Annotated in this window: 23 protein-coding genes and 1 pseudogene; 7 read left to right on the forward strand and 17 right to left on the reverse strand. The window is 53.2% G+C overall.

What is annotated here, in order from left to right; genetic code table 11:
* Nucleotides 1-585: 585 nt before the first annotated feature.
* Nucleotides 586-867 carry a hypothetical protein gene (locus tag ACERJA_RS12120; protein WP_373608875.1) on the reverse strand — a complete coding sequence of 94 codons (282 nt, stop codon included), beginning with the start codon at nt 865-867 and terminating at the stop codon, nt 586-588.
* Between ACERJA_RS12120 and ACERJA_RS12125 the strand changes: the two genes are divergently transcribed.
* Nucleotides 808-942, forward strand: a complete 135-nt coding sequence (locus ACERJA_RS12125; RefSeq protein WP_373608863.1) for a hypothetical protein — start codon at nt 808-810, stop codon at nt 940-942. The two genes, ACERJA_RS12120 and ACERJA_RS12125, sit on opposite strands and share 60 nt — an antisense overlap.
* A 250-nt stretch (nt 943-1192) precedes the next feature.
* Here the strand turns inward: ACERJA_RS12125 and ACERJA_RS12130 are convergent, their stop codons facing one another.
* Nucleotides 1193-1834: a homing endonuclease associated repeat-containing protein gene (locus ACERJA_RS12130; protein WP_373608495.1), complete on the reverse strand. Its 642-nt coding sequence runs from the start codon at nt 1832-1834 to the stop codon at nt 1193-1195.
* Nucleotides 1835-2027: 193 nt separating this feature from the next.
* Here ACERJA_RS12130 and ACERJA_RS12135 point away from each other — a divergent pair, with 193 nt between their 5' ends.
* Nucleotides 2028-2945 (forward strand): hypothetical protein, encoded by a 918-nt coding sequence (locus tag ACERJA_RS12135; protein WP_373608497.1) that lies wholly within the window; start codon nt 2028-2030, stop codon nt 2943-2945.
* 49 nt (nt 2946-2994) lie between these two features.
* On the opposite strand, the gene ACERJA_RS12140 is transcribed toward ACERJA_RS12135, so the two are convergent.
* Both ACERJA_RS12140 and ACERJA_RS12145 read right to left on the reverse strand, forming a co-directional pair.
* Nucleotides 2995-4257, reverse strand: coding sequence for a competence protein CoiA family protein (locus ACERJA_RS12140; RefSeq protein WP_373608864.1), 1263 nt, complete (start codon nt 4255-4257; stop codon nt 2995-2997).
* Between the two features lie 153 nt (nt 4258-4410).
* Nucleotides 4411-5145 carry a hypothetical protein gene (locus ACERJA_RS12145; RefSeq protein WP_373608498.1) on the reverse strand — a complete coding sequence of 245 codons (735 nt, stop codon included), beginning with the start codon at nt 5143-5145 and terminating at the stop codon, nt 4411-4413.
* 12 nt (nt 5146-5157) lie between these two features.
* Here ACERJA_RS12145 and ACERJA_RS12150 point away from each other — a divergent pair, with 12 nt between their 5' ends.
* Nucleotides 5158-5523, forward strand: a complete 366-nt coding sequence (locus ACERJA_RS12150; protein ID WP_373608499.1) for a hypothetical protein — start codon at nt 5158-5160, stop codon at nt 5521-5523.
* A 226-nt stretch (nt 5524-5749) separates the two neighbouring features.
* On the opposite strand, the gene ACERJA_RS12155 is transcribed toward ACERJA_RS12150, so the two are convergent.
* Both ACERJA_RS12155 and ACERJA_RS12160 read right to left on the reverse strand, forming a co-directional pair.
* Nucleotides 5750-6646 (reverse strand): hypothetical protein, encoded by an 897-nt coding sequence (locus ACERJA_RS12155; RefSeq protein WP_373608500.1) that lies wholly within the window; start codon nt 6644-6646, stop codon nt 5750-5752.
* 480 nt (nt 6647-7126) lie between these two features.
* Nucleotides 7127-7425: pseudogene (locus ACERJA_RS12160) on the reverse strand (ArsR family transcriptional regulator).
* Nucleotides 7426-7558: 133 nt separating this feature from the next.
* Between ACERJA_RS12160 and ACERJA_RS12165 the strand changes: the two are divergent.
* A complete protein-coding gene (locus ACERJA_RS12165) occupies nt 7559-7864 on the forward strand; it encodes a HalOD1 output domain-containing protein (RefSeq protein ID WP_373608501.1) in 306 nt (101 codons plus the stop codon).
* A gap of 74 nt (nt 7865-7938) precedes the next feature.
* Nucleotides 7939-8832: a hypothetical protein gene (locus tag ACERJA_RS12170; RefSeq protein ID WP_373608502.1), complete on the forward strand. Its 894-nt coding sequence runs from the start codon at nt 7939-7941 to the stop codon at nt 8830-8832.
* 15 nt (nt 8833-8847) lie between these two features.
* On the opposite strand, the gene ACERJA_RS12175 is transcribed toward ACERJA_RS12170, so the two are convergent.
* From ACERJA_RS12175 to ACERJA_RS12205, 7 genes are all read right to left on the reverse strand, one after another.
* Nucleotides 8848-9231, reverse strand: coding sequence for a hypothetical protein (locus ACERJA_RS12175; RefSeq protein ID WP_373608503.1), 384 nt, complete (start codon nt 9229-9231; stop codon nt 8848-8850).
* Nucleotides 9232-9450: 219 nt separating this feature from the next.
* Complete coding sequence (locus tag ACERJA_RS12180; protein WP_373608504.1) at nt 9451-9888, reverse strand: hypothetical protein; 438 nt, start codon at nt 9886-9888, stop codon at nt 9451-9453.
* Nucleotides 9885-10196 (reverse strand): hypothetical protein, encoded by a 312-nt coding sequence (locus ACERJA_RS12185; RefSeq protein ID WP_373608505.1) that lies wholly within the window; start codon nt 10194-10196, stop codon nt 9885-9887. The genes ACERJA_RS12180 and ACERJA_RS12185 overlap by 4 nt, the downstream gene beginning before the upstream one ends.
* Nucleotides 10193-10660: a hypothetical protein gene (locus ACERJA_RS12190; RefSeq protein WP_373608506.1), complete on the reverse strand. Its 468-nt coding sequence runs from the start codon at nt 10658-10660 to the stop codon at nt 10193-10195. The genes ACERJA_RS12185 and ACERJA_RS12190 overlap by 4 nt, the downstream gene beginning before the upstream one ends.
* Nucleotides 10657-10947, reverse strand: a complete 291-nt coding sequence (locus tag ACERJA_RS12195; protein ID WP_373608508.1) for a hypothetical protein — start codon at nt 10945-10947, stop codon at nt 10657-10659. The genes ACERJA_RS12190 and ACERJA_RS12195 overlap by 4 nt, the downstream gene beginning before the upstream one ends.
* Nucleotides 10944-11189 (reverse strand): hypothetical protein, encoded by a 246-nt coding sequence (locus tag ACERJA_RS12200; RefSeq protein WP_373608509.1) that lies wholly within the window; start codon nt 11187-11189, stop codon nt 10944-10946. The genes ACERJA_RS12195 and ACERJA_RS12200 overlap by 4 nt, the downstream gene beginning before the upstream one ends.
* A 207-nt stretch (nt 11190-11396) precedes the next feature.
* On the reverse strand, nt 11397-11708 hold the full coding sequence (locus ACERJA_RS12205) for a hypothetical protein (RefSeq protein ID WP_373608510.1): 312 nt from the start codon (nt 11706-11708) through the stop codon (nt 11397-11399).
* A 290-nt stretch (nt 11709-11998) separates the two neighbouring features.
* Between ACERJA_RS12205 and ACERJA_RS12210 the strand changes: the two genes are divergently transcribed.
* Together ACERJA_RS12210 and ACERJA_RS12215 are read left to right on the forward strand one after the other, a co-directional pair.
* Entirely contained in the window at nt 11999-12949 is a 951-nt protein-coding gene (locus tag ACERJA_RS12210) for a tyrosine-type recombinase/integrase (RefSeq protein WP_373608511.1), read from the forward strand.
* Between the two features lie 78 nt (nt 12950-13027).
* Entirely contained in the window at nt 13028-13411 is a 384-nt protein-coding gene (locus ACERJA_RS12215) for a hypothetical protein (protein ID WP_373608513.1), read from the forward strand.
* 65 nt (nt 13412-13476) lie between these two features.
* On the opposite strand, the gene ACERJA_RS12220 is transcribed toward ACERJA_RS12215, so the two are convergent.
* From ACERJA_RS12220 to ACERJA_RS12235, 4 genes are all read right to left on the reverse strand, one after another.
* Entirely contained in the window at nt 13477-13974 is a 498-nt protein-coding gene (locus tag ACERJA_RS12220; protein ID WP_373608514.1) for a hypothetical protein, read from the reverse strand.
* A gap of 81 nt (nt 13975-14055) precedes the next feature.
* Nucleotides 14056-14181 carry a hypothetical protein gene (locus ACERJA_RS12225; RefSeq protein WP_373608515.1) on the reverse strand — a complete coding sequence of 42 codons (126 nt, stop codon included), beginning with the start codon at nt 14179-14181 and terminating at the stop codon, nt 14056-14058.
* Nucleotides 14182-14187: 6 nt separating this feature from the next.
* Complete coding sequence (locus tag ACERJA_RS12230; protein ID WP_373608516.1) at nt 14188-14460, reverse strand: hypothetical protein; 273 nt, start codon at nt 14458-14460, stop codon at nt 14188-14190.
* Between the two features lies 1 nt (nt 14461).
* On the reverse strand, nt 14462-15001 hold the full coding sequence (locus tag ACERJA_RS12235; RefSeq protein WP_373608517.1) for a hypothetical protein: 540 nt from the start codon (nt 14999-15001) through the stop codon (nt 14462-14464).
* Between the last annotated feature and the right edge of the window lie 10 nt (nt 15002-15011).

A 15011-nucleotide genomic window follows, 5' to 3' on the forward strand; every position in this document is an offset into this window, starting at 1 on the left:
TATAGATAAATCACATGTTGTTTTCTATTGGTTTACGCTGTATGATTCATAAGACATTCCGGTAATATAGACCTGTTTTCTAGTACCCCCTCTTCTTTGTTTGAGATAGCTTCGGAAACAGTGGAGTGAGGGTTCTCAGAAAGCATCATTAGCAAAAGCTCCGGAAACGGTGGAGGGTTGTCGTCTCTCTTTCGCCGAACTATTCGTCATCTCCCATGTTGAATCAGTGCTCGATTACCGAATCCAGATGATTCAGACAATGAACACTGGAGACAAGTTCCAGGCTTCTCAATGAGTATCCCCAGGTGAACTACCTGCCTTACTCACCGCCACCGCTGACGTTCGACTCTGGTCTTACAGATTCTTACGACGACTTGTTCGAAGCTTCGGAAGTGGTGGAGGGGTTGAGGTTCTTTTGTCTATAGCTTCGGAAACAGCGGTGTGTGTATTGTAGACGGAACCACAGTCTCCGGTGCAATCTGATCCTCCAATAACCCCGTCCTGAGACAATCTAAGTGGCGATTGCTTCGGAAATGGCGGAGGGATAAAACGCGATCTTACCAAACATTTATTCTGATATTGGCTCTACTGTTTGGTGAGAAAATTCCAACTCGTCCCTCTGCTCTCGATCCACTTCCGCAGTACCTCGCCGAGGGTGTCCCGAAGCAAGACGACGAGAGTTTGCAGGCTCTCCAAGATTGGATCAACGAACTGCTCGCATACCGACGGGACATCGCCACCGAGGACATTGACGCCGGAGAGGACGAGTTGATCGAAACGATCAAAGAATCGAGTGAAGGGACCGTAGTGATCAAGAAGGTAAGCTGTGGCAAAGACAACTGCAAATGCCAGCGTGGCGAACTGCATAGTCCGTACAATTATGTTGTCAGACGTAAGGGTGATAGCCTCAAATGGGATTATAAGGGTCCAGTGCCCGAATGAAAATCTGTAGCCTGTTTAAGCGAGTGTCTCTGCTAACCACGACCCCCGATGCAATCTCATTCATCGATCACCACTGATCTACGCCGATTTCAGTGGAGATCGTGCGAGACCTCACTATTGACGCCAGCTTTCTCCATTTTATTTCTTGACTTGTTGTCTGCTCTACTGTGGTCGATTCGTCAAACAGCCCCTGCACTATTTCTGCAGCCAGTGTCAATTGATCCCGAACACTCTCAGTATTCACCTAATTCTAAAAATCAATTAAAGATCCTCTCAATCCAGCCTGCTGCTCGGCACCAATAAGACCACCACGAGACCCACCTAACCGCTGAATATAGGTGTGATACGAGTACTTGCCATGCTGCTGGAGTTTCTCCACTGAAAGTGACCACCGGCCGTCGATTGTCGAGAATAACTGTCTTTTCTCGTTTTCCTTTGTTTCTGAGTCTGTCTTGTCGAGCAGTGCAACCCGCCACAGATCATCGATCAGGAATTCGTCGGGGATACGGACGGAGGGATCAAACTCAGCGGCTTCTAATGCGGCTTCCCACGATCCAAAGCGTTGCTGATAGGCTCTCGACCCGAACCGGCCGTGACCGTCAAGGTCGTCCTGGTACGGCCGTCGGTCAAGCTGGTTCGCAACCCGCCACAACTCCCGACAGAGTTCCGCGTCAGGAAAAGTCGTCTCTAGTGCGGTGGTCCAACTCCCGAACCGGGAAATGTAGGTCTGTGGATGCGGCGTTATTTCTGGATCGTATTCGTCATTGTACTTTTCGAGGTCAGCGATTGTTGGGAGTTGCTGATACGCATCATTCACTGCTCGCAGATGCTTAGTGAGTGCTGTCTCCGTGTAGCCGCGAGTATGTGCCCTCTCGCTATCGTCTGTCCCCATTAAACACGTCTTATTATTCCTCCGATATAAAATCAGGTGGGCTGCTTGTCTAAAGCGCTGATGCTTATTATGGAGGTCGTGACTGGACCGATGTTATGTCGTACATTGCACCCGCGCAGCGGCCGCGCTGTGCTGCAACTGTTCGTGCTACGCCCGTGACTGAACCACATCACAATTCCGGCGTGACTGAATCATGACCGGAGACGACATCATTGACTGGCCGGTTGAGTTCGGGCCGATCGACGCTGAGATCGAGTGTCGTCCGGTCGATGCCAAGGTGTTAGCGAATGCAATGTTGCCAGACTCGGCTGCAATTCTTGGCGTGAATGACGCCGGCGTTTGGATTCGATCGGAGGCGGATCGTCAGGGAACGCATGCTCATTGTCCTGCAGACGCGTTCCCGGAGTTCGAGTGTTCGACCGCTGGTGCTGTCGCAGTGTACCCGTCGCACCTCTCAACGCTCCAGTTTGCAACGCTCTCGACCGACGCTGAGCATGTGTCGGTATCATTCCACGGCGAGCGGATGACCATGGAAGCAAACGAGTTTGGAGGCACTGTCCCGACCACGATTCCGAGCCAGCATGCTGGCCGGCATCAGAAAATTGCTGATCTAGATCTTCGTGCGACCCATGACCGGCATACTGCTGACATCCACGTCGTTGACTCGCAGTTTGAAGATTTCCTCGACCGGGAAGCAGACTCTCCTGAGACGGAAATCACACTCACTCCAGACAGAGCGTCCATTACAACTCCGTTCGGAGATACGCATTGGTCGTGGAATGAAAGTGCTGGCTCCGGGGAAGCGACGTATCGCGGGCGAGAGTTTCTCGAAGTGTTCGATCAGTTCTACCCGGTTGAGTCAACTCCGCGTTTCGCGTGGGGTGACGATGAAACAGTGGCGATGATCTTTCGCCGTGATAGCTGGCTTATAATTGGTTACGTGATCCCGTTACGGGTGTCCTCATCCGACACTTCTCGGGGTCAAGACGAGTCCACTACTGTAACACGACGCTGCCCAGAATGTGGGAGCCGACTTGAACGGGACTCCTCAACCGGGAATTGGAAGTGTCCGTCTCCGACGTGCGGCTATCGATCGATCACACTAGAATGAGAGCTTAGTGGATTAGCGACTAGTTCGTCACGATTGCACGAAACGTTTTTCAAGCACCGGTATCCGTGTAGTCGTACCAGAGTCGGACTTTAGCACAAAGATTGACGAGCGGTTGGATCTGTTGCGGGCAGAATTCTAGATTCATGGTTTCTGTGGTACTGCTCAATTCGACGGTAACTGTCTCGGTTCCTGTTTGGGAAATTGCGTAGGAGAGCGTGCTGAGGTTGGATTCGACTGGCTGGTTCACTTCTTGTCCTTTCGACGTCGCAGCACGAGTACACTCTAACCTATAACACAATTCCAGCACGAACTCGGTGAACGAGTTGGTCTCATCGTCGCCAATAAGGAACATGAGTTCCCGTTCCATCCCGTCCACAAACTTTCGGACAGTGAACTGACCACTACCAGAGTGGCGGACTCCGATACTGAATTCAAATGTCTCTCCGGGCCCTTTGCTAAAGCGCTCGGAGAAGTAGGTGAACCGGTCTTCTAACTCTACTATTTCCCGGCGCTCCTCGATTTCGTCTTGGTGTTCACTGCCTTTGCTCTGAATTTTGCCGTCTAACCATGATTTGTAGACTTCTCGAACGCCTGGGGACTCTATCGAGAGGCTGAGATGGAGTTCTTTCTCACGGGTCCACTCTGGGAGGTTTTCGGATTCATCGCCTGTATCCGACGCACCTGGGAATTCTGCCAGCGAAACCTGATCGTCAACGTGATTCGGGAGCGCCGCGACGAGATCGCCTTCAGTGATACCTAAGTAATTCCCGGCTGATGGGTCTGGCGACATTGCCTCCCCGTGCGGGATGCTGTACGGCCAGACTGGAAGCGGGTCAGGGAGTTCGACATCCACATACTCGGGGCGAGTCCCGACGTAGTTTTCCTCGAATAGCCAGAGGACACTGGTGTCGCCGGTGAGGTAGCTGGCAGTCGTTTCTGTGAGATTCTTCTTTTCGTTCCGGTACTGTACCTCAATTGCGATTCCCTTTCCGAAAGGGAACCGTGGCTGATTGAATTCTACGAAGACATCAGCACGGCGCGGTACTTCGTCAGTGACGAACTCGACGTGTACCGATGCATCAGGATACTTTTCTTGGAGCTTGTCGACGGCGATCGACTTCATCCGAAGATGAAGATTGGATTCACCGTGACAGGTGGTGTCTGGTGGATGGTAGAAATGACGAGCAATGGAGGGACCATCACGGACACGGAGAGAATCGTCACAAACAGGACATTGAACCTCTTCGTCGTCATCGACACCGATCGGGATTCGCGGGCGGTTATCAACGGGATCAACCGCAATGAAGGGCATCAATGTGACCAAGGGAGTAGTAGGTCATATATCTTTAATCGTAGATGAGTCGAAAAACGTCAATCTCGGCTGTGTCGAATCGCCAGACGGCGGCGAAAAGTTGTACCGTTTGTTCAAAGCCCAAAGTTGGCCGGCTATTCGAGTATCAGTACCTCACAAAGCATCACCAGTTAGCCTGACCTGAGTCACCTGTTGTGTCGTGATGAGTCGTCGATAACGGTTGAACAACACTAATCGGAGACGGAGCTGTCGCTGTCGGCGGCGGTCGTCGATCGTCGTGTACTCGAGGACCAGCTCGAGATCACCCGACTCGGTAGGGTGATTTGGACCATGGCCGCCGTCGGTCGCGATCCGTGGATCGTCGCCCGCGTCGACCAGCAGAAGGCCGTCGTCCGCCTTGAGGTCGTAGACCCGGACATCGTCACCCGTGTCGAGTTCGAGTTCGTCGACGACGTCCTGTCCAACGAAGATGCGCCCTCTATCGTATCGCGGTGAGAGTTGGTAGCTGGCGATTGCGTTGTCGATGGGTCCTTGGATGAGTGCGACGCCGTCGTCGTGCTCGAGTACGTGACCAAGCGCGTCGACATGGCCCTGGAGGGACCGATTCGAACCGACGCCGAGACGGCCTTCCGTGACCGGGCGATTGTTGTCATGCTCGACGGAACCGGAGCGCGTGGTGCTGAGTTGTTCGCCGATTCGAAAGACGACAAACGCAACGGCCTCCGATGGGAGGATGTCGACTTCGACGAGCGGCTGATCGAAGTCTAAGGTAAATCGCGTGAGTATGAACAGGCTCCGTTTCCTGCGAGTGTCCATGACGTCCTCGATCGACTCCTCAAAGAGAATGATGAGAGCGAGACGTGCTGGATCGTGCCGGCGGACGTCCATTTCTGAGTAATCATGCCACGAATACCCAACTGGACTCGAGAGAGTCGAACACCAACGCTAGCATATCGAAACACGGAGACTGGTGCTCGAGCCGTTCTGCATCGTGCACCAGATTCCTACGCCTACAAGTGGCGGGCAGCGATCCTCGTCGACGGCTATCCGATCTGGTCGCACGGCCTCGAGACCAAAGAAGCGACCAGCTTTCGGGATTCACTTCGGGACCGACCAGCCCCCGAACTCTCGTGTCCAGAGTGTCCGAACGACAATGTCATCGTCGGCCAGAAATCTGCCGCTGGTGCAAAACTCCAACGATGGTTCGACTGTCCTGACTGTGGCTACGAAGCGCCCTCGCAGATCGTCTACGGCGCAGAACGCTAGCAGAACAGATAGGGAGTAGCAACGCAACTCATATTTTTATATCATTTCTCTCGAGTAGTTGAGAAGTTGGAACTGATGAATACAAAGCGCGTATCTTGCACAAAGACTTCGATGAAGATTGGATGTTCAGGTCAACTTGACCGAGTATGTGTATATAACAAAAACCAGATCCTTATCCTTGGGATCAACGATATAGCGGCGGTGGCCGAGACAAAGTGGAGCGGGTCTACGGGGAAATTGGGACGAAGGCTTCGATTACATTCCCACTCAAGACTTTTCTGAGGTCGTCTAGGCCATCTACTGACGGACTGTGAGCGTTATTTAATCTGTTATAGAGTGACTTCAGTTCTTGCTTGTCTTTTGTGACTGCGTGCGGTCGTCGTTCCACGAAATGTAGCCACAATCTGTTCTCAATCTCTGGAGGAGTGTCTGAGAATACTTCTATCTGATCCAAATCACGTAAATAAACCTCTTTCTTTCGAGCAGCCCTGACAACAGGATCAGGAAGGAAATCGGCCCGGTCGGGAGAAATTATCGTTCCTGTAGCACGGTAGATAGGAAACGGCACCTCCTCAGTATACCTATCACTTCCAGGTACACGGCCTACTACTCGGGATGGCGCGTGGCTATCCCGAGTTATTTTCCGTTTTCCTTTGCTGTGCAGTCGGTGCGCTGTATTGATACTTGTCGGATTAACAGACCGAGTCACTTCTGTTTTGATTTCAATATAGTCCGCATACGAATATGAAGAAGTAGACGGATTATGGCCGGCAACGTCGCTGTGATAATCAGCCGAGAGATCCGAGTCAATTTCTGCCGGCAAACCCACGAATCCGCTCTTTATTGGTGGTACAGGACCCCCGATAGATCCGACTTCCAATACATTTTGATTTCGCCCGGGCGATGACTCCCGAGACTGCGCAGCGGTTACCATTTGCTCATTATCAGTCTCCAATTCTTCAGTTACCGCCTGACGAAGGGCCTCATCTAGACCGTCTTCGATCAACCTGCAGATGGAAGACTGCCGATACACATAATCATCGACATATTCGGGGTGAACGATGATCGGACTAGCCGGATGATCATCCAGTTCGGAAAACTGAGAGTCTTCTCCTGATCGCATCGTTCTGGTCATGTGTGTCATTAGTTATATGTGTTCTCATGATTGAGAGCCTAACGTTGAATCTCTCTAAAAACTCGGTGTCGCACTTTTCGTAGTTGTGGTGTCGTACTTTGTAGGTCTCTTGAATCACCACCCACCTTGCAAGTCCAGAGATTCCAAGTACCCCAAGTCCCGTGACTCCCCGCCGTCGATCCATACAAAATGCGTATTAGTCAATAAAAATACTCGACCATCACCAAATGAATTGTCTGAGACGCGACCTGTATCTTAGCAGTGCTGAACACCTTTTCTAAATCTTGCACGTCGATTTTAACATATCCACAACCTGTCACACCGGGAAGTATGAGGATCGACACTAATTTCTATGAGAAAGAGAAGTGTTCACACAGAACGGAGTTTACATCTGGAATATCTAATTCGATTAGTGACCACTCAAAAGAAAATAATCCTCTACTACCAGTCTCGAGGTGAAAACACACCTCAACCAGTAGATGTTGTCTCGTCTTCAATCAATTGTTCGAAATCGACCACCTCATCGTACTCGTCTCTGTGAGCGAGTGCTGCTTCCCCTTTGATGTGATTTCGTAGAGTCCGGACTGTTCCTTGGGTCCGATTTTGCGTACGAGACCGTAGTCTGCAAGCATCGGCAGTCGAGTGTTGATGTTCTTCCGGCTCTTTTCCGTGTGTGCCTTAAGATTCGTCGCAACGTTTCGGCCCGTTTCCTCGAGGCCTGCGATGACGTATAGCAGGTCGCGTTGGAATCCGGTGAGATCGTACATATAAGAACTCGTGTCTGTCCGGGCTTAAGAATACTGATGACAACACCCTATCATACGTGAAAGATCGTGTGAAATCCATCACGTTTTGGAAATTCTTTTATGACAGACTCTGGTCGCACTGACTGTGTAAACGATGAACACACAGATCAATGCGGACGACTCTTCAACTTCCCTGACCGCGGCGGCCACTACCGAGTGGGACGGCGATTCAGAGAACACACCTGTCTATGCGGTTGTCTCCGCAGTTGGCGACGCCGAAGGCGCTGACCCTGTTGATCTTCCACCGCTCTACAACGCGGTCGACCCTGAAGCGTTGAACGACCTGTTCATGTCTCGAGCCAACAGTGCTGTCGGTACTGTCGAGTTCGAGTACGCCGGATACATCGTCATCGTCCGCGGAGAGGGCACGGTCGAAGTCCGGTCTATCCACGAATCCTGATCAGCGGTTTTTCCTCTCCTGATCATCAACTGACTCACAACCTTTCATATCAGTTGCCTCTGTACGGGGAGATAATGTCGACACTCCGGAAACGCAAAAACAAATCAGAGGGCAAACGGTCACCCTGGTTTGTGAGAAATTCAAGCCGGAAACCGCAGTCCTCTTTCTCCACCTTCCAGCTCCGACCTGCTGCAATTCGTATTCTCCGCGGAATGGGGTTAGAGTCAGGGGATTCCTTCGAAGAACAGCAGCTTTGGACCCTTCGCGATCTGGGACTCACCTATACGCTTAGTGAAGACGACGATTCTGAACCCAGCCAGAATCTTTCAGGGGAAGTTGCAGAAGATATCCCGCCAGAACAACGCGTGGCCTTCGTAAAGGAGATTCTCCGGGATTATTCTGTTTCAGATATCGACTCGGATGAGTTCTACCGCTTACTGCTCAGCATCGACCGCGGGTCAGATAATCCTCGGCGTGACCTCGTAGAATTCCTCCTCTCGAACACACCTATCGATCGTTCCCACGTTGAAGAACTTGTTGCAGACAGTGACTCCATGCTCACTTCACCTGTGTTCGGAGCATTGGTCTGCCACGAATTCAACAAGTTCCTCGACGGCGTAACCAATGTCGGCACAGGATACTGTGAACCCCTCGCCTACGGTGATGAACACGTCTATCTCGTTCACATGAACATTGCCTGGGACCTCAACCCAGGGCTCTGTGAGTTCTATCTCGACTTCCCAGACTTCTATATCAACGAAGTCGTCTCACACCAACGGCCGATGGGTGAAATCACAGTCCTCGAACAGATCCACGTATCCCAATTCTTCGCAGACGCAAGAAAGATGTCAGATACAATCGGCCGGATACTGCAAAACGGGTTCACCGACATCGAGAGCATCGTCATCGTCCCGATACAATCTCTTTCCAACCAGGAGATCGGGCATGCATTCGCCTTCGAAGAGTAGCGGATAACCCTACACTCAGTCAGTATATTCTGCAAGGCCTTCCGTCACCTCCACGATTTTCAGCTCTGCATCCTTGATAACCTGCTCATGGTTCTCTTCGAGGCTCCGGAACAGGGCGTGTTGCTTCTCCTTCCGCTTCTTGATGACATCGTAGAACACGGTGCCGTGACCGGTGATGATGTAGATCGCGCGGAAGCTGCGGCCGCCCGGTGTCAGGTACCGCTCCTCGATGAAGTTCCGCCACACCGTGTTCATCCGTTTCCGGACGTGCTTCGTCCGATCAAAGTCTGCTATCTGTTCCTCGAGTTCGGTGAGGTCGTCTTCCAACGCTGCGGCGACCTCTCGATCGAATTTCTGTGCTACCTGTTCGATGTCGTCATCAATCCATACCAGCCTCATCGTCGATCTCCACTTCCCCCTGCGGTTCGCGGACGAGGTGCCGTGTCTGCCGTCGATACGCGAATGCCTTGTCGCAGCCGTAGCACTTGCACCGCTGCAGGTCCGGTGACGGCTGCATCGGACTACCGCAGTTCGGACACGCAGGGTCGCCTTGGACGGCGTCGATCTGCTCCCAGTCACTCACCGGTATCACCTCCAGCGTTCTTTTGGATCTCTGTTCTACACAATGTCGTCACCTACAGACCGGTCAGTAAGAGACTCCCAGTCCGTTTTCCAGCCGTACCACTTCTTCGCACAGTTCACCTGGAACTCCTCGTCCGTTCCAGAGAAATACTTCAACGCGAACTTCTCGGCGAACTCCTCGTGCCCCATCCGGAAGAACACGTGATGACCGGCTTCGTGCAAGATCGTATGCTCTACTTCGCTCACGGACAGCCACTCGAGATACGCTGAATCGATCACCACCAGTCCGTTAAATACCGGGAGCGGCCACCCAACAGCCATTGCGTTGTTTTCTACAAACAGTGCTAGCACCCGTTCTACGATTCCGCGGGAATACCCGTTCCGAACGATCCGAATATCGAGATCAAACCGTTCAGCAGCATCACGCAGCACCGCTTTCTTCTCCTCATCGATGTCTGCAACATCATATCTCATTGCGATTCACCTATAGTATCCTGAGTGTGCTCTTTGAGCGCCTCGCGGCCTTTCTCCGTCAACCGGTACATCGTCATCTCCCCATGATGCGTCAAGTCGTGATCCCGCGTTGTGAACGCCTCCAGAAACCCGTGCCGCGCCAGTTTGTCGACACCTCGCCGAACCGACTCCCCCGACTTCGGACTATCCACACGACGACTAATCTCCTTCTTCCACGCCGGGTCCTCTGCAACAGCCTTCAGGACCTTCCGGTCAAACCTCCCCGGGAACGTCCGCGGCCGAATCCGCAACTCCTCAGCCTCGTTCACGCCTCCACCACCTCAGCACCAGATCCGTCGGTAAACGCTCCTGCCTGCTCCAACACCCGGTAAATCCGCTGGCAGGACGAACACCAATACTCCTCCGGCTTATCATGGTCGCTGTACCCGCGGAACCGTGTCGCTGTGTTCTCGTTCGGCCGTCCATCCAGATTCTGCCGGACTGTGATCTGCCCGCACAACGACACTGCCGGATCGGGCGGTAACACGTGATAGATCGGTCCGTGCCCCGACGCATAGTACAGGGTGTCCGCCTCGATCGCAGCCCGGATGACCGGTCGATTTGTCCACGCGCACTGTGGGCACTCCCACCGGTCCTGCGTACCGCCGTACCGGTACCCACACTGGAAGCAGGTCTGCAGGTCCTCGTGACCGGGATGGGCTGTGGAGCGGTGGACGCTCAACCCGTGCTGGTTCTCGAACACGTCGCCACAGATACTGCAGGTCTCACTCACCGTCGCTCACCTCTCAGATACGCAACAAGGACCCGGATACCGCGTTCACGCCGCATCTCGTATCCGCGGACCGGGATGATACGGTTCAATCGATGCCGTAGCTGGCGTACTCTGACCCGGTCGTCGTAGTACACCTGTAGCTGTGAGAACGCTGCGAACACACCGATAACAGTCATCAAAATCGCGGTCACGTAATCCCCGGATGCGGTGATATAACCGACCACTATGAACCACGCTGCAATGCCGAACATCCAAACCACGGCCAGCCCCATCTCGCGATCGATCACGTACCACCTTTCGCTTCAGCGATCCATGCCTCACGCCGCTGCTTGACGTCCTGCAGGTTTGCGATGTGCTCGTCGACGGAGACACGCGGCCACCCGTTCACCGGTCCACCATGAAAGAAACTCAAAAGCCGTGGACACCAGCCGTGTTCGAGTTGGTCGATCGCGTCCTCGATATCCTGGATCGACTGCTGATAGTAGAACCGTTTCAGTTTCTCGAGGACGCGGCTAACAGGTATTGGCATCACCCTCGTCCCGATTCCCCTTGTGTTTCTGCCCGATATGGATCCTGACACCAACCCGGTTCAAACAAACCGTCCCGCACTGTGGACACTGGAACCGGCCGTCATCCAGTTGCTGGTCACAGACGCAGTCCTCGAGCACCGGGCTACACGGACACGTGTTTTCTTCCGCTGGGTCGGGTGCGGCCGCCTGCAGTTTCTGGTACGGTGTCACTGCGAATCACCGTCTATGAAGACCCAGATTTTCCGGGGTGCGCCACCGGTATCATCATCGCCGCCTTCCTCGTATTCGATGTCGATAATATTCTTCTCCTTGAGCGCTTTCCGCAGTTTCGGGAGCACGTCTTTCCGTAATGTGTCGTCTGGATACGTATCCGGAAGCTTGTCCGCGTTTTCGGATATCTTCTCATTGAATACCCTGTCCTGATTCGAGTATATCTCCTTGATTCGACGCCAGACTTCGTTCAGTGAGTCATCGCTGTAGTCAAGATCGGGAAAAGAGATGTCGTCGCTGTCGGGCATGGTATTGTACTGGGTTCTAACATTTTTATTGGTATCTGTTATATCAGATTCTGGTATAACAGAACTTTCGAAGAATATCGACCGATTTCAACCCCAAATACCCTGAATTGGGCGGCAAGACACGGGTAGAACCACGGTTTCACATTAGTCCACCGTATGATTGTCTATTAAAATCCAAATTTTAATAAACGAAACCAACCCAGACACATACAGACCTTCACCCCTCCGATCACCGTCAACGATACCGATTTTTCCCGGAATAGGTGTGGGTAACAGCGGAGGGAACACCCGTGGGGAATAGCAATATCGACAACGAAGCTCAAGCGTTCGAAGACTGGTGCCTCGACAAAGGCCTCTCCGATACCTCAGCCCGCAACTACGCCCTCTGGCTGAAACAACTCCCTGAACCACTCGATTTCCACACGCAGGACCTCGAACACATCCTCGCGATGATCAAGGCTCAGGTCACCTTCCCCGCGATCCGCTCAGCCTACAAGAAATATCTGCAGTTCAAGCGCGACACCGAGAACTACTCGATCGACCAGCTGAAAGACCTCGACTTCGTCCGAAACGAAATTGACCAGATCGACGTCGCAAGCGAATCTCGGCTGACCAAGACCGAGGTCATGAAAAAGTACCTGGATACCGACGAGGTCGCCGAGTTTCACCGGAAGACACAGGATATCTCCCCGCCCCGCTTCAAAACGCTCGACGATCCCCAGCGGAAGTGCGCCGAGTTCAAACTGCTTCCCGTGTTCCTGTTTGAGACCGCCGCCCGGATCGCGGAGGCGTTACGGGTGACGACGACCGACCTCGATTTCGAAGACGGACAAGTTACAATCAGGGAGGGGAAACGCGGCAAAAGACGTACCGTGGACATTGACAAGTCCGTCACACTCCTCCAGGACCATATAACTCGGTTCGATATCGATGGCGAACTGTTTCTGTTCGACCGGGAACAAGAATACTGGAAGCTCCGGTACGAAATGATTCGGATCGGGAACAACGCTGCACTGAAATTCGGTGACGTGACTCCACACTGGTTCCGCCACTCATACGCAACCAACTGGTGTGTGAAAGAACTCCAGAAAGGCCGCGGTATCGCCGAGGTCAAAGAAGAGATCCGCGACTACCTCGGCCACGACGACACCTCAACCACCGAAGTCTACATCCACGCCGCTGAAGAACTGACTCGAGACAACATCTACCGCGAACACGGCGGCTTCCAACTCAGCATCTAACAGTTCGCATCCACAACGATGATGCTACTTCTTAGTTGACCCAGAGAACTAACTTCACCGATCTTCTAACTTTCAGTAATGACCGACACGTCACCTGAGGATCCAGACGACAGCAGCGATTCAGGCGACCGGGATGACTCTCCACCAAACCAGAGTACAGCTGCTGCTCTCTTGACAGCACAATCCATCGTCATCGCTGCACTCGCTATCGCGTCTCATCGCCTTAACCTCATCCGAGACTCGGCAGAAACTGCACACCTCCAAGCTATAGGTTTCGTTGGAATCTTTCTCATAGGGTTCTCTTTCTTAGCCTCAATTGTTTATCTCTATGCTGCCGAATATCCCGACGATGGCATACTGTATTTCAGCCCTCGTACCAATTTCCGTATAGCGTTAATAACCCTCGTTCTCGTTGTCTATATTGGATTGGTTCTCGCCTTGATCACCATCGCTAACGGCTGAAGATCAGTCCAGATATCGCCCCTCCTATACCTGCAGGCTGACTTTTTAAAGAAATCTTCACTAAGTCAGAACTCGACCTGATCGATGAACGCGACTGCAGCCTCGAGAACTGATTTCACATCGTCCCGTTCGTCATTGTCGGTCTGCAACTCGTCCAGGTATCCGTAGTCGTGGACCAACTTCTTTCGATAGCGCACTACGTCCTGCAATGTTCCTTGATGCTGATCAAACAATCCGAGGACCGCGGCCATGTCCTGGTACCGACCCAGGCTTTCCCGACCGTACAGCTTCTCAAACTGTTCGTTCGTGATGTCGTATCGGTCTGCGATTGCCTGACTGAGGATGTTTTCAAGGCGCGTTGATGTGAGTACGAGTGCTTCTGCGATCTTGTCGTCATCCAACCGATCCTGGATGTCGTCTGTTGAGAATCCAATCGTTACCGTTGCAGTACCCGTTGTAACTCCAACTCCAGCTGCTGAGGTCGTTATCGTCGTATCGTCCGAGTCACTCTCCGCGGCCTCATCGTCGGTATCTTCGGTACCATTCGAGTGACTATCTGTCATAGTCAATGTGTAGCCCTAGTAAGAACAAAAATCCGCGGGTGGTCACGGTAATCAGTAACACCCGGGAGTGCTGTTTAATTGTTAAATTGGCAGCAGGAGATACCCGGCAAGAAGCAACATCTTCACGACGAACAGGACGCCGCCGCGTTTCAACCAGCGGGCCTGCTGGCTGGATAACCACCGTTCGCGGTCCTCCCCGGTTTCCACACTGGATCACCGTGTGAACAGGGCATGGATGGTGGATGGTCGAAACTCGCCATCCGGATATCGCTGTACACGGACCTTAGTATACTCCTTGACGCGGTAGTTCCGAATCTCACCGTTCGCCTTCATACGCTCGCCTTCGCGCTGGACTTCTCGCTTGGCCCTGGAACCGCCGACTCGGAAGAATCGGGCGTAGTCGTAGCGGCGGCCCTTGTCGTCCTTGATGGTGCGGCCGATCAAGTCGCTCGGCGTTGTCACCGGGCCGGACTTGTGGCGCCCCATCTTACTGGTCACCTCCAGCGAGTTCGAGCACGTGATCCGGCACACTCCGGCCATCCAGATCATCCGGCAGCTCCGGTTCTCGGTCCACCACGTCCAGCGGTGTCCGTTCCTGTGCCTGCACGATCTCGTTCAACGCGTGGTCGATCCCATTGTGCGTATCTTCCGGGACCTGATCACGGACCTCGAGCAGGAGCTGTTCAGCAGTTTCTAACCCGTCACTGTGACCGCCATGCGCGACTCGGGCGGTACGGTGTGCTTCTGCAACGGCGCGTTCTGCGGCTGCTGTCTCGTTCGCCTCGGCAGCGACGACAGCCTCGGATGCACGTTTATGCACCACATCAGATGCGGAGCGGAGGCCGACCGCCATCAACACGTTATCCACGGCGATGTCCAGCCCATATAGCGGGCTGTCCGCCGTGATAAGACCGGGGCGTGGATCCTCTAACGCATCCAGTGGCTCGGTGTCGTCAGTGGTTTCGGCGGCCGCCGAAGCAGCGGCCAAGGCAAGGAGAACGCCGCAGAGTACGAGTGTTCGTCGCATCGGTAGCATC

The organism is Natronorubrum sp. A-ect3 (assembly GCF_041821125.1).
GTDB classification, from domain to species: Archaea; Halobacteriota; Halobacteria; order Halobacteriales; family Natrialbaceae; genus Natronorubrum; species Natronorubrum bangense.